We start from the raw sequence: 19,824 nt of genomic DNA on the forward strand, positions 1-19,824 counted from the left end.
CTTAATGTAATAGCCTTTGTTTTTAAATTGGCAGTATTTTAGTCTTTTCCCCAAGAGAATAAATGTAAAGTTCGTGTAGGGGTCTGGTCATGGCCACGTAAAGAAGTTTTACATCTAATTCACTTTCTGTGTACATATCCTTTGATGCATTAGCAATTACCACCACATCAAATTCCAAGCCTTTTGCAAGATAGCAAGGAATTAATACTACTCCGCCGGGATAATCCTTTTCTTTGCCGGTTATTACAGAAACATTTTTCTTTTCTTTTAATAGGGATTTTAGTTTCATACATTCATCTAATGTTTTGCATATTATAGCCATGGATTTATATTCACTTTGGAGCATTTTAATTATTTTATTATCAATATCCTTGGCGATATCTGAAAGAGAGTCTTTTTCAAAAACCTTAACCTCATCACCATGACGTATTACAGGCTTGGCCTTCGGAAGGCGAGGATCATTTAGTCCTCCAATAACTTCACTGGCAGCATTCATTATTTCAATGGTGGTTCTGTAACTTTGCTCTAGGCAAAGATGGCTTGAATTTTCATCCGTAAATATATACTTTGCTACATCGTTCCAATCATGGATTCCCCTGTAGCTATATATACCTTGGCATAGGTCCCCAAGTATTGTAAAGGAGCTGCTATTTACTATTTTCTTAAGTACATAAAGTTGAAATAAACTAAAGTCTTGTGCTTCATCAATTACAATGTGCCTTAAATTTATTTTTTCACTGAGACCATATACCGATATGGAGATGTACATTAGCGGTGATAAGTCTTCCACTTCTATATTCTTATTCTTTAAGTTTTCAAGGGAGTAATCTTTTATGTAATCTATAAGTTTGCACTTAGATTCATCGGTATTTAATTTAGATAAATTTATTAAGAAATTTTCATAGTATTGCCATACAGATCTTTTAGGAATTTTTGAAGTATAATCTTTTATTACAGTCTTAAGTCCTTTTTTGATGTTTAAAAGAAGATTATCTCGCTCATCTATAATGTCAATTATTTGTGCTCTTCTCTCTGGGCAATCACCCATGGAAGCTCGTACTTTGTCTAGTTTACATTCATACTCCCTATCCACACGATCTAATATTTTATCCCTTTGATATTTTACTTTATTTATCATGCTCTTTTTTATTTCATCAATTCTTTTGGAAAAAGGAAGATAACTATAATCTCTTAGAAAGAGTTTTTGAATTTCTTTGTAGGAGAAAAGTACAAAGTCATGCACTTTGAAATCTTCTTTAGGGATATAGTGGTATTCTATATATTTTAAATATTTATTTAGAAGCTCTTTAAATTCTAATGAAGATTTAAAACATGAAGCTTCAATAATGTTATTATTTTCTTTAGATTTTTTATCTGAGTAATTTTCTATTATGGTGGACAGTTTTTCATGAGGTGAATTTAATTTAGGTTTTTTACCTATATTTTTCCCTATCACGTTAAAGGCAAAGTCTTCAAAGGTGGTTTGTGTTACATTCTCTACTCCAAGCTCTGGCAAAACTTCTGATATATAACTTAGAAAAAATCTATTTGGAGCTATTATCATAAAGTTTTCTGGTTTTAATGTTTTTTCATAGTTATACATAAGATAGGCAATCCTATGTAGAGCTATAGTAGTTTTTCCACCACCAGCGGCCCCTTGTACTATAAGCGGTTTCCACATATCTGCTCTAATAACCTGATTTTGTTCTGATTGGATTGTGGATACAATATCCTTTAGTCTATTGTCTTTATTAGAGCCAAGAGCAGCTTGAAGAAAGTCGTCATTGGTTGTTATGTCTATATCAAAAATTTCTTTAAGACAAGCATTTTCTATGGTGTATTGTCTTTTTAGAGATATATCTCCATGTATGTCACCATCGGGACAAATATAGCTGGCTTCTCCCAGTCTGCCTTCATAGTAAAGATTAGCCACAGGTGAACGCCAATCCACAATTAAAAATTCTCCGGTTTTTTCATCTAAAAGAGACATCTTACCTATATAGTAATTACCCATTTTGTCTAGACCTTCTTCAGTGAAATCTACTCTAGCAAAATAAGGCTTAGAAAGACTTCTACTTATATTTTTAAGTCTAGATTTCATGCTAACTTGAAGAGCTTCATTTATAACAAGCTCATTGAACTGCTCGGCATTGTCTGAGTTATAATGGCTTTTACTGTATTCAACAGCTTCATCAATTCTTTCCTTTTGTGTATTTATAATCTCATCAAAGTTTTTTAAGTAATTAAGAGTTGTATCTAGTCTTTTACACTCATTTTTATAATCTGGATGTTCAAAAGCAGGCATAATAGTATCCTCCAATTTACTAAAATTTTTTGGAACTGAGAATTTTAGTGTTGGGTATTAACAAGGCATATTCTATTATATTAGAATATAGATTAAAAGGGAAATAAATAAGAACACATAGTATAGTGACAAAAGATATATAAATGAAAAAACTCATTATTTTGAGAAATTTCTAAAATTTCCTTGACAATCTTACGGTTTTTTTATATAGTATATATATAAATTTTAAGTGAAATAATATAGCATAGGGCATAAATACCCTAAAATAATTTAGAAGATGTACTATATAATATGGTTTAAAGTACCACTTATAGAATGAAATTCAATAGAGAATTTGATAAAGGTACGTAGAGTAAATGATTATGTATATGAATGAGGTTTCTGAAAAGTTTATTGATTTTTTAGAGCCTTTTTTTATTTTAAAAAATAAATTTGGGGGTGTATTTATGAACGAAGTTTTAAGTGTAATAAAAAACAGGACATCTCTTAGAAAATATGACAAAAAAGAAATAAGGGAAGAACATTTAAATGAAGTATTAGAGAGTGCCATGAGAGCTCCAACTGCTGGAAACATGATGTTTTATTCTATACTTGTAATTAAGGATAAAGATAAAAAGGAGATTTTAAGCAAAACTTGTGACAATCAGCCATTTATAGCTTCAGCACCAGTAGTACTTATATTTCTTGCAGATTTGCAAAGACAGTATGATTATTATGAGGCCAGCGGAGTAGAGGAATATTGTCGTAAGAATAATATGGACTATACAGCGCCAGGAAAGGGAGACTTTTTACTAGGCTGTTCTGATGCATTAATAGCAGCACAGAATGCAGTAATAACTGCAGAAGCTTTGAGTATAGGGTCTTGCTACATAGGAGATGTTATGGAGAACTATGAAAAGCATAGAGAGATATTAAATCTTCCAGACTATACTTTCCCTATATGCATGCTTGCATTAGGCTATTATGAAGAAGATGCTAAAAAAATAATAAAGCCAAGATTTGATAAAAAGTACATTGTATTTGATGAGGAATATAAAAGATTAAACAGAGAAGAATTTAAAGAAATGTATAGAGAAAATGAAAAGTTTGTGGTTAAGGGAAATAAATTTAATGCTGATAATTTTGGACAGCTAATTTATGGAAGGAAATCTGGGTCAAATTTTATGAAAGAGATGAACAGATCTGTTGAAGCTGCATTGAAATTTTGGGATACGCATAAAATAGAAAATTAGTTGACAAAAAACTTAATTTGTAAAAAAATCACACATGAGATAATATTACGAATTGAGGAAATGTGTTAAATATATGAAATGAAATCTCCACTTTTAAAAATGGAGATTTTTTTTATTTTACCTATTTACATAAGAACTTATGTTTGATATCATATACTTATAAGTTAAATGTGAAATTTTAACAAAATATACAGTATTAATTGTGTGGGGTGTTTTATATGGATGTGTTTGAAAAGCTCAGTATATTATCTGCTGCGGCCAAATATGATGTATCTTGCTCTTCCAGTGGCAGCAATAGAAGGAATAAAAAAGGTGGCATTGGAAATGCCAGTTACAGTGGCATATGTCATAGTTTTACGCCAGACGGCAGATGTATTTCTCTTTTAAAAATACTTCTTACAAATTATTGTTCATACGACTGTGCATATTGTATAAATAGAGCGTCAAACGATGTGCCAAGGGCAGCTTTTACTCCAGAGGAGGTAGTAGACTTAACAATTAATTTTTATAAAAGAAATTATATAGAAGGGCTATTTTTAAGTTCTGCAGTATATAAGAATGCCAACTACACTATGGAGCTTTTAATAAAGGTAGTAGAGTCTCTTAGAAATGTTCATAATTTTAATGGATATATTCACTTAAAGGCTATACCTGGAGCAGATGAGGCTTTGATAAAAAGGGCAGGTACCTTTGCAGATAGAATGAGTGTAAATATTGAGCTGCCCTCCAGTGAAAGTTTAAAACTTTTGGCGCCACAGAAAAATAAAGAGAAAATTTTAAAGCCTATGAGTCTTATAAAAAGTAATATTGCAATTATTAAACATGAGAAAAAAATTTACAAAAGAACGCCTAATTTTGTTCCAGCAGGTCAAAGTAGTCAGCTTATAATTGGAGCCACGCCAGAAAGTGATTTTCAAATAATGAAGTTGTCAGAGGGATTATATAAAAATTTTGATTTGAAAAGAGTGTACTATTCTGCATATATACCTGTGGGAAATGGTAAGAAAATAACTAAGGTAGACACTCCCCCAACTTTAAGGGAGCATAGGTTATATCAAGCAGATTGGCTTTTAAGATTTTATGGATTTTCTGCAAAAGAACTTTTAGATGATAAAAAACCAAACTTTGATTTACAATTAGATCCTAAAACAGATTGGGCGTTAAGACATCTAGAGTTATTTCCAATAGAAATTAATAAAGCACCAAGGGAAATGCTCTTGAGGATTCCAGGTATTGGAGTTAGGTCTGTAAATAGAATATTGTCCATAAGGCGGGTTCATTCTATAAAAGTTGAGGATTTAAAGAAAATAGGTGTGGTTTTAAAAAGGGCAAAATATTTCATAACTTGTGAAGGAAAATATTGTGGAAGCTGTAGTTTTAAAGAGGAGAGTATAAGGCAAAACATAATTATTCCTAAGAAAAATGTGAATGACGGGAATTATTACCAACTTTCATTTTTTGATAGATTATTACAGGATAATAGTGTGATAAATGACTATAGTAAAATAACTGGTCAGCTATAGATTGGAAGCTATAGGGGAAAATGTTTACCACTTACTTTTAAAAAGGCTATAGGAGGTATTTTATGGTTTGTTATGTATATGACGGAAGTTTTATAGGGCTACTTACGGCAATATACGAGGCTTATTATAGAAAAGAAAGACCGGAAGAAATATTTGCTGAGGATGAATTTGCGCCTAGTTTTTTATATGAGCCCAGGTATATAGATAGTGAAGAGGAAAAATATTTAAAGGTTTATAATGCCATAGAAAAAAAGATATCTAAAGATGCCCTACGCATTATGTATTATGTTTTTTTATCAGAGATAGAAGGCACATCTACATTAATTTATAGATATATAAAAATGGGTTTTAAAATAGGAAAAGATGTGGATTTACATTTGCATAATGAAGTGGTAATAAGCATGCATAGAATTTGTAAAAAGGTTATGGATGAGAAACATAGAATGCTGGGGTTTTTAAGATTTAGGCAGCTTGGAAATGGTGTATATTATGGGGCTATGGAACCTGATCACAATATACTTCAACTTATAACTCCTCATTTTGCCAAAAGACTTTCAGGTGAACAATTTATGATACAGGATAGAAAAAGAGAGATAGTTTCCTTATATAAAAATGAAAAATGGGTAATAACTCCTTTGACTATAGAGCAGGGAGAGAACATATTAAAGTGTACAGGTGATAGTGTTTACGAAAATCTTTGGAAGGAATACTTTAAAAGTACCAATATTGAAAATAGAAGAAACCTAAGACTTCAAAAGAGAAGTATGCCTAAAAGGTACTGGAAATATATAATCGAGACAGAAGATAGTTTACTATAAAGGATATAATGTCAAATTTAATTGTAGATGATATATCATGAGTATGATTAAACCATAAAAGGGTACAATGTGGTGGAATTATGAAAATTCTCCTCCATGACTTCCATGAGAGCTCGGAACAATAAATTTAAATAGTTCCTTCGCTTCTTATGCAAGTCATTCCAGAGAAATTTCATAATTCAAGTAATATTATACTTTTTGTGGGATAATCATGAGTACTAGATTTTAATTGTAAATAATGTATAAAGTACATAAACTTTTGTTGTTTATCTCTGTAGTATAGAATATTTCTTTTGAATGTTCATTACTTTTTATTGATTAAATATATTCCTAAAGAAACCAATACAACAGCTAAAAGCACATTTGAGCCGGAGAAACTTTCTTTAAGTAAGAAGTAGGATAAAAATACTCCAAATAGTGGGATTGAAAATTTATAAACAGAAACTTTTCCTACTCCATTATATTTTAACAATAAGGACCAAATGGAAAAGGCTGCGGCAGATATAAATGCCATGTATAAAAGCAGAACACTTCCAACGGGAGTGAAGGTTACGTTATGTGTTCCACCTGAAAGTCCCACTAAAATAAGGACAATAGAGCCTGTAAATAACTGATATCCAGAAACAGCAAAAGGTGGTATATCCTTTGCTAATTTTTTTGTGTAAATTCCCGCAAAGGCTCCAAATAAACTAGAGATTAAAACAAAGCCCTCACCAGAAAATTTAAATCCACCAGAAAAAGCACCGCTTTGGAAATTTACAATAATTACTCCTAAGAAGCCTAAAATTACACCAAGTATTTTCTTCCAAGTCATTTTATCTTCTGTATAGAAAAAGTGTGCAATAATTACGCTAAAAAACGTATTTGAAGAAGATATTATGGAACCTTTTACTCCAGTAGTGTTAGAAAGTCCTAGATAAAAGAAAATATACTGAATAAAGGTTTGAATTATACCTAGAAGCAATAGTCTGTAAAAGTTTTTCTTGTTGACTTTTATAGAGTATTTAGACACAAAGCAAAATAAAAAAATCATAAGTGATGCTATGAAAAATCTATATCCTGCAAATAGAAGTTTACCATAGGTGTCATCTTTAGCTATGTGAAAAAGTTTATAGCCTATTTTTATGGAAGGAAATGCACTTCCCCATAAGAAGCAAGCTATTAAAGCAAGCCCCATTACTACAAATGTATTGGTTAGTAAATTATCTTTTGTTTTTCTCAAAAAAATCTCTCCTTTTTCCTAAATATATAGATACATTATATCAGATGTGAATAATAATACCTATATAGTTATATTTGTAAACGAGGTTATTTATATAACTGGACTTTAAATTGGAATTTGTGGATATCTGAATATGTTTAACGTATAAACTTTACCACTATATTAATAGGAGGTTATAATATTAACTGTATAAATACACTTTGGTAATACCAGTTAATAATTATATAGGGTTAATACAGTATCTAAATTAGAGATTCATATAAGTTAATAATAAATTTTACATATATAGGGGGATAAAGATGGGTAGTAATGTAAACAAACGCATGGGAAATCTAACTTTAGAAGTAACAGATGATTATGTACATATAAAATTTCCATCATCAGTAGAGATTTTAAGTTCAGCAGTTTTAAATGGTGGACATACTTATGCTGAGGGAATACTTAATTTAAGGGTACCTAAAAATGAAAGTGATGAGGGGGGAGAGTTTTTACCACCAGAAGTAACTATAGAAAAATACATACAAGAGCATAATTGGAATGGTGAGCATGTAGGTATGATGACTGCGGCTAAAATGGAATCCTTTGCGGAATATTTTATAGAAAAAGATGATGTTCAGATTCAATGTTTTGTAACTTTAGGACTTTCTAATGCTAGAAGAGCTGGAGATAAGGCTGATTGGCCATACTTTGATGAAACTGTGCTAAAGCCGGGAACTATAAATATAATATTTGGAACCAATGCAAATTTAACAAAGGAAGCCATGGTGGAGTGTATTATGATGATAACAGAAGCAAAGGCAGCTGCTATGCAAGATTTAAGTGTAATAAGTCCTGTAAGTGATAAAATAGCTACGGGTACAGGCACTGATTCAGTGGTTGTATTTAATGGACAAGGTCGACAAATAAGATATTGTGGCAAGCATGTATTATTTGGAGAGATGTTAGCTACAGCGGTGTACAATGCTATTAATGCATCTATAGATAAGTTGATGAAGATTTATTTTGATGTTTAAAATTTAGTTATAAATCACACAATATGCTATAACATAAGTTTTATATTATTGGTTAATAATATAACTATAATATAAAGGAGAAATTAGCATGTGGGATTTAAGCAATAGGCAAATAGTATTTTTAATATTTGGGGCAGTGGTTGGATATGGAGTACTTGACTTGCCTAAAGTTATGGCTGAAAAAGCGGGAACTGGAGGATGGTTTAGTTTAATTATTACAACAATTATTGCAATGATTGTTGTGTCAATAAATATAAAATTAGCTTTTTTGCATAATAATAAAATATTGCCTCAATATGATGAATTTTTGATAGGCAAATTTCTAGGTAAAACTATAAATTTGATATACATGATATATTTTTTATTAGTACCAAGTTTAATAGTAAGAGCAACTAGCCAAGTGATAGAAAAGAATATATTACTTAGAACTCCTATATGGTTTTTATGTTTAGCTTTCCTTGCAACAGCTTATTATGCACTGATAAGGGGCGGAAGGGGAATTGTATCTATTTGCCAAACCTATGGAATTATAGTGATTGTATCAATAATAGTTCTACATGTGCTTATATTAACACAAGGGAAGAGTTATAATGTTATGCCTATATTTAATGTTAAAGAACTTGGAAGATATTTAAAAGCCGGACTGAGTTTTCAGGTTCCTTTTTTAGGGGTAGAGATATTTTTATTTATACCATTGAATAAAGAAAAAAATAAAGAGCTTACTAAAAAGGCAATACAGATGTTAGGATTTATAGGTCTTATGTATATATTAATCGTGGAGTCCAGTATTTCAGTTATGAGTGAAAATGATATAGTACAATATAATGATGCAGTGATAGCAACTATAAGAAGGATAGAAATACAAAGATTAGAATTCTTTAGAAGACTAGATGGTTTATTTATAATTTTATGGATTTTAAGTATTTTTTGTACGATTTTTGTTTATATGTACGGACTAAATTTGTTTACAGTTAAATTTTTTAAAGCAAAGAATTCAAATTTTACAGCATTAATTATAATAGGAATTTCTTTTATAATTACTCAATTACCCGTGACTTTTGAACAGGTAACAGTTAGTATAAAATACATTGGTTTTTTGGGGATTTTGTGTTCGATGATTATACCAACTATATTATTAATTATCACGAAGGTGAAAAACAATGAGAAAGTATAAGATTTTATTTTTACTGCTAATATTTCCATTTTTATTAAGTGGATGCTGGGATTATGATGATATAGATAAGAGAAGCATAGTCATATCTATAGGTGTAGATAAAATATATGATAAAATACAGTTTGCTACAGAATTGGCCAAATTATACGCAAGGGATGGTGGAGATGGAAAAGCTGCTATAAGCGATATTCATTTAGATATGGCAGAAGGAGAAAATTTTGAAAAAACTAGAGATGAATTTGAAGCTAAGAGACCCTATGGTACATTTTTAGGAGCTACTAGGGTGGTTGTTTTTGGGGAAAATTATGCAAAAGAAGGTATTGAGCCTTATTTAAATAGAATAAATGAAACTTATGATTATAGGAAAACTGTGCTGGCGGTGGTATGTAGAGGAAATCCTTATGAAATATTTCAAACTAATATAAAAAATGATATATCTGCAGGTTTTTTAATAGAACATATTATAAATTCTTTGTTTAAAACAGGAAATATAATGTATACAAGGGTTGGAGATATGATATCTGATCTGCAATTTAAAGACATTGGATTTGCAATGCCATATTTTGGGGTAGAAGATAATTCTTTAGAATGTATTGGGGCTGCCATAATGAAGGATGCTAAATTAATAGATGTATTGTATAGAAAGAAAGATCATGATTTATTTAAGGGATTAATATTTTTAGTAGGAAAACCAACAATATATACAGAAGAAACTACTATACATAAGGATGATAAAAATACTATTTCTTTTATTTCTAATTTAAAAAATAGAAAAATAAGTATTGAAATGAGTGATAATAAACAAGTTATTATAAATATAGATTTAAATTTTGATCTAAAATTACAATATCAATATTATAATGAAATTATAAATAATGATGATATTAAGAATTTTGAAATAGATATAGCCAGAGACATAAAGTCACAAGTTAGAAAAATTTTAAATAAAAGTCAAAAGGAATACCAATGTGACATATTTGATTTTGCAAGGTATGCTAAGGCACAAAATCCAAATGAATATAAAAATATAAATTGGTTGAAGAAATATCCCAATGCAAAAATTAATATAAATGTAGTTACAAATATAGTAAATAAAAATCTTAAGGATATAAATGCTCTTAGTAAAGGCAGGTGATATATGTGAAAAATAATTGTAGCTGGAATGATTTTATAGACAATATAAAAAATGAATATAAAGATAAAATAGGAATAAAGGTAAGAGAAATAACTATATCCAGCAGTAAAATATTTATAATATATATACCACAAATTACAGATAGAGAGAGATTATCTGTAGATATAATAAAACCCATAATTCAATATAAAAATTCTAAGGTTAACATAGAAGATATAGCTGATTCAGTGATATATCTAGATGATATATTTATAAATAGTGGAAAAGATAAATTAATAGACTATGTGGTAAAGGGAAATTCTATAATAATTTTAGATAATGAGGAAAAGTATATTGTAGCTAATACTTACAAAGTTGAAAAAAGAGGCATAGAATCTCCGCAATTACAAAATGTATTAAGAGGACCTAAAGATGCATTTACAGAAAATTTTGATTCAAATATATCTTTAATAAGATACAGAATAAAGGATTCTTCTTTAATAATAAAAAGTTCTATTATAGGTAAAAGGACAAAGACTAGTCTAGCTATTATTTATTTAAAAGATGTAGCAAATGAGCTATATGTAAACCAGATAACTGAAAGCCTAAATGAAATAAATGTAGATGGTATAGTTGAATCTGGATATATACAAAAGTTTTTGTGTGGAAAATCTAAAAATTTATTTCCTAAAGTAGGTTTGGTAGAAAGATCTGATGCTGCCTGTGGAGAAATACTCAGAGGTAAGATTTGTATAATTGTTGAAGGAAGTAATATCGCTTTAATAATGCCGCAGACTTTGCCAGAGTTTTTAAAGCCAGAAGATGATTATTATGAAAATATATATATGTCTCTATTTCTCAAATTTTTAAGGATTAGTTCTTTTTTAATGTCATTAATCCTATCACCTCTTTATATAGCTATAATTAGTTTTCATCCAGATATTCTTCCGCCTCAATATATACTAGTGTTAGCAGCCTCACGAATAACAGTACCTGTAAATGCTGTTTTAGAGATAACTATTATGGAATTAGTGACAGAAATATTAAAAGAGTCTAGCCTAAGACTGCCAAAACAAATAGGGTCTGCTATAAGTATTGTAGGAACAATAGTTATAGGTCAAGCAGCGGTTTCAGCGGGATTAGTAAGTGCCCTTACAGTAATAATTGTATCATTATCTACTATAACTTCATTCATATCACCAGATTATAGCATTACATATCCTATACGTATATTGAAATTCTTTATGATTATAATAACAGGAATACTTGGGTTAGTAGGATTTGTTGTATCTTTAACAATAATTATGCTAACTATATCTTCTAATAATAGTTTTGGTATTCCTTATACTTCACCAGCAGCTCCTATTAATTTAAAGGATATAAAAAATTATCTTTTAAGTGATATAAGACTAGAAAGAGAAAGACCAGAATTCTTAAAAAATAAAGATAAAACTAGACAATAAAATATGGTTTATTACAAAAACACTGAAAGGTTGCTGGCTACACCAACAACCTTTATTAACATTAAGATACATTCTTATATATATTGTTGTTACGCGAGATAAATATACTGGCAACCTTTAGTAACGTTACTCCATATATTATAGATCTAAAAGAATTTTTTACTATCTATATAGTCGTATACGTCCACTAATGCTTCACCAAATCTTTGATAGTGTACGATTTCTCTTGCCCATAGGAACTTAAGAACATCTTTTACGTCTTGGTCATCTGTAAGATCTATAAGATGCTCATATGTTGCACGAGCCTTTTGTTCTGCGGCCATGTCCTCATGTATATCTGTTACGGGATCCCCTAGGGCTTGAATATAGGCAGCAGTCCAAGGTATTCCATTAGCATCTGATGGGAATAAAGCATTATCATGTTGTGCATAATGTGCACCTAAGCCAGCTTCCCTTAATTCATCTGGAGTTGCATCTTTAGTCAATTGATATACCATAGCGCAAATGATTTCTACGTGAGCTAGTTCTTCTGTACCTATATCTGTTAATAAACCTTTAGTTTTTCCTGTTGGCATGGTGTATCGCTGATTTAAATATCTTATAGCAGCGCTTAATTCTCCATCTGGTCCACCATATTGAGTTACAAGAAATTTAGCCATTTTTAAATCTTTAGATTTTATTTTAACAGGATACTCTAATTTTTTTTCATATATCCACATACGACAACCCCCTTATTCCCCTATTTCCCATGGCCATGGTTCTTCTACCCATTTCCAAGAAGGAGTACTTTTGGCATAACCAAAGTTGGTTAATGGACCGTATTTTACTTCATAGGTTTCTTTCATATCCATTAACATATCTGTAGTCATATTATAGTCATTTAGAGCTCTTTGATTGTTAGGATGATTATCTAAATATAAATTTAATTCTACAGCTGCAAATTCTAATTCTTTAATTTTTTTCATCATTTTACTGCGGTCATTGTCGTCATAACACATTTTAGCCATTATAATTCCTCCTATTCCTTAGATTTTATTGGGTAAGGTATATAAAGATTAGGGAATAAAGTTCCCTTTTTTAGGGCTTCATCCAATGGAAACAAGGAAATATAAGGTTGATCAGGTATAAAAGCTCTGGTTAGCCTTATTTTTTTCATATTAGCATAGGGATTAACCATTGGATTAGGCATATAGTCCATACATGGATTGAATGATTGATACATATTCCTCCACCTCAGTTATTATTTACAATATATACTATTCATATATAGATATATCTGTGAACATTTTATTTGGGTATATAGCAGCTATAATATTGTTGTAAGTAAATCATATGGGGCAGAAAAATAGTGTACAAAGTAGGAAACATGATGTAAAAAGTTAATGTAAAATACATTGACATGAAAAAATAGCAGTGTTATACTTTATTTAAATTAATATGGTGAAACCTTCAGGGCGGGGCGAAATTCCCCACCGGCGGTAAAGTCCGCGAGTCTTTTGACTGACTTGGTGAAATTCCAAGACCGACAGTATAGTCTGGATGGGAGAAGGAAAGATATGCTTTATAGCTTTACATGGCATCTCTTTAATTGGATTTATTTAGTGCGATTTTAAACCCTGAGGATATATTATCTTCAGGGTTTTTATAATGTCCATGAGATTTAACTAATAAGATTTCATATCTTGAATGAAACTTAGTTGAATTTGATTAAGGACTTTAGCGTCAATCATATTGTAATTGTTTACAATTCTTAAATTCCACTTCTCCTAGTGGAAACATCCCTTTGATTTTACCAACAGTGTTTTAAAAGAGGTGATTTTTTGAAAATAGAATATATGAAGAGAGCCATTGAACTTTCAAAAAAAGGCGCTGGATGTACAAATCCAAATCCTTTAGTGGGAGCAGTGATAGTTAAGGAAGGTAAAATTATAGGTGAGGGCTATCACGAATTTTATGGAGGACCACATGCTGAGGTAAATGCCTTTAAAAACTGTCATGAAGATCCTAAAGGTTCAGAGATGTATGTTACTTTAGAACCTTGCTCTCACTATGGAAAGACACCGCCCTGTGCAAATGAAATTGTAAAAAAAGGTATAAAAAAAGTGATTATAGGCATGAAGGATCCTAATGAATTGGTATGTGGAAGAGGAATAGACATATTAAAAAAGGCTGGAATAGAAGTTGAAGTAGGTATATTAGAGAATGAAATAAGAAAGGTAAATGAGATATTTATAAAATATATAACTACTAAAAATCCCTTTTGCATAATGAAAACTGCCATGACTTTAGATGGAAAAATAGCCTGTAAAACTGGGGATTCTAAGTGGATTTCAAATGAAATATCTAGAGAGTATGTTCACAAATTAAGGCATAGAGTATCAGCTATAATGGTGGGCATAGGAACTGTACTTGCGGATAACCCATCGTTAACTACTAGATTAAATAATGGTAGTGGTAAGGATGCTATGAGGGTAATAGTAGATAGCCATGGAAGAATACCATTAGAGTCTAAAGTGATTAATGTAAATTCTGCTGCTAAAACTGTGGTGGCTGTGGGGCAAGAGGTAGAGGATAAAAAGTTAATGGCTCTAGCCCAAAAGGGGGTTCAAGTTATAAAAACTCCTGGAAAGGATGGAAAAGTAGATCTTAAATATTTAATGAATAAACTAGGGAAAATGGGAATTGACAGTGTGCTTTTAGAAGGGGGAGGTACTTTAAACTACAGTGCTTTAAGGGAAGGGATTGTAGATAAGCTTATGTGTTTCATAGCTCCTAAAATAATAGGAGGAACAGATGCAAAAACTCCTGTAGAAGGTGATGGAGTAGAGTTTATGAAAGAGTGTATTGAGTTAGGGAAGATAGAGGTTAAAAATATTTCAGGAGATATTTTAATAGAGGCATTAATTAATAATAAGCTATGTAAATAATAGATGAATATGATGGTGAATAAATGAAAATACGTGTCATAGATAGAATAACTTTATCTAAAATAGATGGACTACTAACTAGTACATAAAATATAGTGGCTTTCATGTAATTATGTTAAGAGAGGGGTGAATAGCTGTTGTTTACAGGAATAATAGAAGAAATTGGACAGGTTGAGGGCATAAAAAAGGGGGAAAAGTCTGCTTCTATAAGGATTAAAAGTAAAAGGATTTTAGAAGATGTAAAGATAGGGGATAGTATAAGCACTAATGGAGTTTGTCTTACAGTAACAGAATTTAATAAGGAGAATTTTTCTGTAGATGTAATGCCTGAAACCATTAGAAGAACTAATTTAAAGTATCTTAATAAGGGTACAAAAGTAAATTTGGAAAGGGCTTTAAAAGTAGGAAATAGATTTGGAGGGCATATGGTCAGTGGGCATATAGATGGCACTGGAGTTATAAAGGAATTTGTAAGTGAGGATAATGCTCTGTGGATAAGCATAGGAGCGTCTAAAGAAATATTAAAGTATGTGATGACAAAAGGGTCTGTAGCGCTAGATGGAATAAGCTTAACTGTGGCTTATGTGGATGAGGACGTATTTAAGGTTTCTATAATTCCACACACAAAAGAAGAAACTACTCTTTCAAGTAAAAAGGTTGGAGAGGAAATTAACATAGAATGTGATTTAGTGGGAAAATATGTGGAAAAGTTCATGAATTTTAATAAGGCTGTGGATAAGAAAAAGGACATTAGTTTAGATTTTCTTAAAGAAAATGGATTTTATTAAAAGGTTAGATTTTAAAACTATTAATAAATATAAATTATCAATTATTAACTACAAAGGGGTGTTATAAGTGTTTAAATTCAATACTATTGAGGAAGCTATAGAAGACATAAAAGAAGGAAAAATGGTGGTAGTAGTAGATGATGAGAATAGGGAAAATGAAGGAGATCTACTTATGGTTGCAGATAAGGTTACAGGGGAAAGTATAAACTTTATGGCTAAATACGGCAGAGGTCTTATATGTGTGCCTATGCTTAGGGAGAGACTTAAAGAGCTTAAGATAAGTCCAATGGTACAAAACAATACAGACCCTAAGGAGACAGCTTTTACTGTGTCTGTGGATTTTAAGGGAGCATCTACAGGAATTTCTGCCTATGAAAGAGCGGAAACTATAAAAAAATTAGTAGATACAGGGGCAAACTCAGAGGATTTTAATAAACCAGGGCATATATTTCCTTTGGCCTATAAAGAAGGGGGCGTATTAAAAAGAGCAGGACACACAGAGGCGGCAGTGGATATGGCAAGGTTAGCTGGGTTTTCTCCTGCGGGAGTTATATGCGAAATAATGAATGAAGATGGAACTATGGCTAGAGTTCCCCAGCTTATGGAATATGTAAAGAAGCATAATTTAAAGATAATAACTATAGCTGATTTAATAGCCTATAGGAGAAAACATGAGTGTTTGGTGGAAAGAGTAGCTGAAGGGGACATGCCTACCAAATATGGAGACTTTAAAATAATAGGTTATGTAAATAAATTAAATGGGGAACATCATGTGGCCTTAGTTAAAGGTGATATTAAAGGTGACGAATCGATACTTGTAAGGGTTCATTCTGAATGTCTTACAGGAGATGCCTTTGGCTCCTTAAGATGTGATTGTGGAGAGCAACTGGCATCTGCCATGAGAAACATAGAGAAGGAAGGTAAGGGAGTACTTCTATACATGCGTCAAGAAGGAAGAGGTATAGGACTTATAAATAAAATAAAAGCCTACCAGCTACAAGATCAGGGAATGGACACTGTAGAGGCAAATCTAGCATTGGGTTTTCCAGAGGATTTAAGAGACTATGGCATAGGAGCTCAGATACTTTCACATTTAGGAATAAAGAAAGTAAGACTTATGACTAACAATCCTAAAAAGATATCAGGCATAAAAGGATATGGAATAGAAATTGTTGAGAGAGTGGCTATTGACATGGGGCACAATGAAATGAATGAGTTTTATTTAAAGACTAAAAAAGAAAAGATGGGACATTATCTGGACTTTTAGATTTTGGTACAAAAGGTATAGTAAAATGAAATTTCTATATTTATTGATATTTATAATTTAACTAAGAAGCCTTACTTTAGTGTCATTAGCGTCAGTAAGTGATGAGAAAGGCTACATTATCAATTAAGGAAAAGGGTGGATAGTGTAGAAAAATTAAATAATTGGAGGAAATAATAATGAAGGTATATGAAGGAAAATTAATAGCAGAAGGTTTGAAATTCGGTATAGTTGTTGGAAGATTTAATGAGTTTATAGGAAGCAAGCTTTTAGCAGGGGCATTAGATGCTTTAAAAAGACATGGAGCACAGGATGAAGATGTAGAAGTGGCTTGGGTTCCAGGAGCCTTTGAAATACCTCTAATAGCAAAAAAAATGGCTAAATCAAATAAATATAATGCAGTTATATGTCTTGGGGCTGTTATTAGAGGAACCACATCTCATTATGACTATGTTTGCAGTGAAGTTTCAAAAGGTATAGCTAATGTTTCTTTAGATACAGAAGTACCTGTAATATTTGGTGTTTTAACTACTGAAAGTATTGAACAAGCTATAGAGAGAGCGGGAACTAAAGCAGGGAATAAAGGCTATGATGCTGGGGTAATAGCTATTGAAATGGCTAATTTATTAAATGAATATATATAATAAATAGAAAATAATAGATTTAATCCTTTAATATGGTAAAATATTGTGTTATAATATAATTATATTAAGTATTTAGGAGGTAAAATATGAAAATTAAAGTTAAAGGTACATTAATTTTATTATTAGTCATGTTTATTTTACCATTTTTTTACCTGAATGTAAAAGCAAAAGATATTGATAAACCTAACTACACTGAAGTTTGCAGGGTGAATGGAAGAAATCATGTGGCGCAAAATGCATCACTAGAAAAATTTGCATTTTATAAAGGGGGAAAGGTTTATAATTCTTCATGCTATACTTGTGCATGTGGCGAAAAAATTTATTGGACTAGTATCAATTCAACTAATTATTATTGGTATGATGGTGAATGGAATAAACACTATATTGAAGGGTTACCTAATTTTTTTTGGTATATAGTTCCTAATAATTATTACTCAACTTCAGCGACTAATCCACCACATTGGTCATTAGGGTATTAATATATGAAAAGTGAAATTAAATATAAGTCCTTAGTGGTCTTAATAATAGTCATACCAATTTTATTTGTATCATATATTCTCTACGGCATATTTGGACCCCCAAAAACCTCGGAAACAATTACAGGTTCCGTAGTACTTATAGAAAAAGATAATAAGGAAGAGCATGAAGTTATGAAAAAAAGAAAAAGTCCTTATTCTTATAAAGAAAAAGATGGAGAAAATTATTATATAATTATAAATTCAATAGAGAGCAATTCTTACAAAAAATGTTTGGTTAGTTGTACAAAGGAGCAATTTCAAAAGTTAATAGTAGGAGAAAATTATTATTACCACGTGAAATATGCAAGGGGTGATGAAACAAAGGCAAATTTACAAGAAGCAACTACCTATAATCCAGTTCAATAGTAAATTTAAAATCAGCCTATTTAGGAGCGGTCAGATAGGGATATATAATTCCTGAAAAATTCGGCATAGTCGTTGATATTCGGCTATGCCGTTTTTTCGTTTATTTTGGTAAGTCGATAGCGCCTATGCAGTTATAGAAAATTTGAATCCGCTGGGTTCTGCGGCCATCTACTTTTTCAGCCTTAAATACTATAATTTTGTCAATGAACTCTCGAATAATCTCTGCATCCAATTCTGTAATTTCTGTGTATTTTTTAACCAGTGCCAAAAAGCGGTCGGTATTGAGGGACTGTTCATTTGCTGTATCAATGGTATGCTTTAATTTGGATATCCTTTCTTCCAGTGCCTTCTGCTCGGCTTCATATTCAGCCGACATCTTGTAAAAACGCTCTTCGGGAATTTTGCCCATCACATTGTCTTCATATAGCTTTCGAATGATTTTGTCTATGTCAGCAATGCGAGTCTGTGCTTGTTCATACTCCTTTTGACTTTGGCGGAGTTCTTTGGCAAGTTCCTTTTCTGAATTATTCATAACTATACGGATGAATTCCTGTTCATGGTCTTTGGCAAAGGAGGTCACACGTCTTAAGTCTTCTAGCAAAAGCTGTTCCACTACAACATTGCGTATCTGATGTGAACTGCACATACCCTTTTTCTTGCGGTAAGTAGCACAAACGAAGTATTCCTTATCGTGTGTCCATCCCTTGCCTCTAACCTGATACAGCTTTGCTCCACAGTCGGCACAAAACATCATGCCAGAAAGCATTCCCATTTCACCTAATCGTGATGGTCTTCGCTTGCCATCTCTGATTTTCTGCACTGTTTCCCAAGTCCCCTCATCAATAATTGCTTCATGGGTATTTTTGAAAACTAGCCAATCTTCTGGATTGTCAGAAGTTTAGCGCTTAAAAATTTTTGGGGCGTGAGCCCGCTGATTTATAATGAATGATTGAGGGTTAGGTTAAAAACCATAAATTCTGATTTTTGCTGGAAATTTTAGAGAAAAAATTTGCATAATAAAAGCATCCTTTTTATAATAGTTTTTACTAGAAACCAACTTAAAAAGGATGCTGATAAAATGAGTAAAAGTTATTTAAAACAATTACTTACTTATATTAATAAGGTATACGATATAGGTGAAAAAATCAATAACTTAAAAGATAAAAGAATAAAATCTGATGTAAAAATTTCAACAATTACCTTCGTGGTGTTATTTGGATTTATGCTTCAGATAAGAAGTTTCAATAGATTAGAACATTGGCTTAAAAAAGGCAAGTTTAAAAAAGTAATACCTAAAAAAACTAAAATGCCACGCATTGATGCCGTTAGGCGCTCCTTAAGTGATTTTGATTTAGATGGATTAAAAGAAATTCATAAACATATAATAAAAACCATTGTAAAAAATAAAGTATTTAGAAATGGTACTATAGATAAATTAAAAGTAGTTGCCATA

20 protein-coding genes, 1 pseudogene and 1 riboswitch are annotated in these 19,824 nt (G+C 31.2%); of the genes and pseudogenes, 14 read left to right on the plus strand and 7 right to left on the minus strand.

Annotated features, from left to right (window positions below; genetic code table 11):
• Positions 1-22 precede the first annotated feature (22 nt).
• Positions 23-2,305: an RNA polymerase recycling motor HelD gene (helD, locus tag FGK85_RS02900; protein WP_138203593.1), complete on the minus strand. Its 2,283-nt coding sequence runs from the start codon at positions 2,303-2,305 to the stop codon at positions 23-25.
• Between the two features lie 446 nt (positions 2,306-2,751).
• Between helD and FGK85_RS02905 the strand changes: the two genes are divergently transcribed.
• The 3 genes from FGK85_RS02905 (at position 2,752) to FGK85_RS02915 (ending at position 5,878) form a co-directional block, all read left to right on the plus strand.
• Positions 2,752-3,537: a nitroreductase family protein gene (locus FGK85_RS02905; protein ID WP_138203595.1), complete on the plus strand. Its 786-nt coding sequence runs from the start codon at positions 2,752-2,754 to the stop codon at positions 3,535-3,537.
• A 218-nt stretch (positions 3,538-3,755) separates the two neighbouring features.
• Positions 3,756-5,060, plus strand: coding sequence for a putative DNA modification/repair radical SAM protein (locus tag FGK85_RS02910; RefSeq protein ID WP_138203597.1), 1,305 nt, complete (start codon positions 3,756-3,758; stop codon positions 5,058-5,060).
• 62 nt (positions 5,061-5,122) lie between these two features.
• Positions 5,123-5,878 (plus strand): TIGR03915 family putative DNA repair protein, encoded by a 756-nt coding sequence (locus FGK85_RS02915; protein ID WP_138203599.1) that lies wholly within the window; start codon positions 5,123-5,125, stop codon positions 5,876-5,878.
• Positions 5,879-6,182: 304 nt separating this feature from the next.
• Here the strand turns inward: FGK85_RS02915 and FGK85_RS02920 are convergent, their stop codons facing one another.
• On the minus strand, positions 6,183-7,100 hold the full coding sequence (locus FGK85_RS02920; RefSeq protein WP_243122787.1) for a DMT family transporter: 918 nt from the start codon (positions 7,098-7,100) through the stop codon (positions 6,183-6,185).
• Between the two features lie 299 nt (positions 7,101-7,399).
• Between FGK85_RS02920 and FGK85_RS02925 the strand changes: the two genes are divergently transcribed.
• The 4 genes from FGK85_RS02925 to FGK85_RS02940 all read left to right on the plus strand — a co-directional run bounded on the left by FGK85_RS02925 (position 7,400) and on the right by FGK85_RS02940 (position 11,864).
• Positions 7,400-8,113: an adenosylcobinamide amidohydrolase gene (locus FGK85_RS02925; RefSeq protein WP_138203601.1), complete on the plus strand. Its 714-nt coding sequence runs from the start codon at positions 7,400-7,402 to the stop codon at positions 8,111-8,113.
• Positions 8,114-8,201: 88 nt separating this feature from the next.
• A complete protein-coding gene (locus FGK85_RS02930; RefSeq protein WP_138203603.1) occupies positions 8,202-9,287 on the plus strand; it encodes a GerAB/ArcD/ProY family transporter in 1,086 nt (361 codons plus the stop codon).
• On the plus strand, positions 9,274-10,422 hold the full coding sequence (locus tag FGK85_RS02935) for a Ger(x)C family spore germination protein (RefSeq protein ID WP_138203605.1): 1,149 nt from the start codon (positions 9,274-9,276) through the stop codon (positions 10,420-10,422). The genes FGK85_RS02930 and FGK85_RS02935 overlap by 14 nt, the downstream gene beginning before the upstream one ends.
• 5 nt (positions 10,423-10,427) lie before the next feature.
• On the plus strand, positions 10,428-11,864 hold the full coding sequence (locus FGK85_RS02940; protein WP_138203607.1) for a spore germination protein: 1,437 nt from the start codon (positions 10,428-10,430) through the stop codon (positions 11,862-11,864).
• A gap of 146 nt (positions 11,865-12,010) precedes the next feature.
• Here FGK85_RS02940 and FGK85_RS02945 read toward each other — a convergent pair whose 3' ends face one another.
• Genes FGK85_RS02945 through FGK85_RS02955 form a run of 3 tightly spaced genes read right to left on the minus strand, consistent with a single transcriptional unit; the run spans position 12,011 to position 13,086 of the window.
• Entirely contained in the window at positions 12,011-12,583 is a 573-nt protein-coding gene (locus tag FGK85_RS02945; RefSeq protein WP_138203609.1) for a manganese catalase family protein, read from the minus strand.
• A 12-nt stretch (positions 12,584-12,595) separates the two neighbouring features.
• The gene (locus FGK85_RS02950) at positions 12,596-12,871 is read right to left on the minus strand and encodes a spore coat protein CotJB (protein ID WP_138203611.1); all 276 of its coding nucleotides are present in this window, start codon (positions 12,869-12,871) and stop codon (positions 12,596-12,598) included.
• A gap of 11 nt (positions 12,872-12,882) precedes the next feature.
• On the minus strand, positions 12,883-13,086 hold the full coding sequence (locus tag FGK85_RS02955) for a spore coat associated protein CotJA (protein ID WP_035292850.1): 204 nt from the start codon (positions 13,084-13,086) through the stop codon (positions 12,883-12,885).
• Positions 13,087-13,305: 219 nt separating this feature from the next.
• A riboswitch (FMN riboswitch) is annotated at positions 13,306-13,419 on the plus strand.
• Positions 13,420-13,684: 265 nt separating this feature from the next.
• On the opposite strand from FGK85_RS02955, the gene ribD reads away from it, so the two are divergent.
• The 6 genes from ribD (at position 13,685) to FGK85_RS02985 (ending at position 18,371) form a co-directional block, all read left to right on the plus strand.
• On the plus strand, positions 13,685-14,791 hold the full coding sequence (ribD, locus tag FGK85_RS02960; protein ID WP_138203613.1) for a bifunctional diaminohydroxyphosphoribosylaminopyrimidine deaminase/5-amino-6-(5-phosphoribosylamino)uracil reductase RibD: 1,107 nt from the start codon (positions 13,685-13,687) through the stop codon (positions 14,789-14,791).
• 137 nt (positions 14,792-14,928) lie between these two features.
• Positions 14,929-15,579 carry a riboflavin synthase gene (ribE, locus tag FGK85_RS02965; RefSeq protein ID WP_138203615.1) on the plus strand — a complete coding sequence of 217 codons (651 nt, stop codon included), beginning with the start codon at positions 14,929-14,931 and terminating at the stop codon, positions 15,577-15,579.
• A 67-nt stretch (positions 15,580-15,646) separates the two neighbouring features.
• Entirely contained in the window at positions 15,647-16,846 is a 1,200-nt protein-coding gene (locus FGK85_RS02970; protein ID WP_138203617.1) for a bifunctional 3,4-dihydroxy-2-butanone-4-phosphate synthase/GTP cyclohydrolase II, read from the plus strand.
• A gap of 176 nt (positions 16,847-17,022) precedes the next feature.
• Positions 17,023-17,487, plus strand: coding sequence for a 6,7-dimethyl-8-ribityllumazine synthase (gene ribH / locus FGK85_RS02975; RefSeq protein WP_138203619.1), 465 nt, complete (start codon positions 17,023-17,025; stop codon positions 17,485-17,487).
• Positions 17,488-17,573: 86 nt separating this feature from the next.
• Positions 17,574-17,966 carry a hypothetical protein gene (locus tag FGK85_RS02980; RefSeq protein ID WP_138203621.1) on the plus strand — a complete coding sequence of 131 codons (393 nt, stop codon included), beginning with the start codon at positions 17,574-17,576 and terminating at the stop codon, positions 17,964-17,966.
• Between the two features lie 3 nt (positions 17,967-17,969).
• Positions 17,970-18,371 carry a hypothetical protein gene (locus tag FGK85_RS02985; protein WP_138203623.1) on the plus strand — a complete coding sequence of 134 codons (402 nt, stop codon included), beginning with the start codon at positions 17,970-17,972 and terminating at the stop codon, positions 18,369-18,371.
• A gap of 100 nt (positions 18,372-18,471) precedes the next feature.
• On the opposite strand, the gene FGK85_RS02990 is transcribed toward FGK85_RS02985, so the two are convergent.
• Complete coding sequence (locus tag FGK85_RS02990; RefSeq protein ID WP_341472462.1) at positions 18,472-19,143, minus strand: DUF4368 domain-containing protein; 672 nt, start codon at positions 19,141-19,143, stop codon at positions 18,472-18,474.
• 39 nt (positions 19,144-19,182) lie between these two features.
• Positions 19,183-19,248: pseudogene (locus FGK85_RS15695) on the minus strand (hypothetical protein); the annotation flags it as partial.
• A 201-nt stretch (positions 19,249-19,449) separates the two neighbouring features.
• On the opposite strand from FGK85_RS15695, the gene FGK85_RS02995 reads away from it, so the two are divergent.
• On the plus strand, positions 19,450-19,824 hold a 375-nt coding region (locus FGK85_RS02995), incomplete at its 3' end, for a hypothetical protein (RefSeq protein ID WP_341472459.1).

The sequence above is a fragment of the Haloimpatiens lingqiaonensis genome (genome assembly GCF_901447495.1).
GTDB lineage: Bacteria > Bacillota > Clostridia > Clostridiales > Clostridiaceae > Haloimpatiens > Haloimpatiens lingqiaonensis.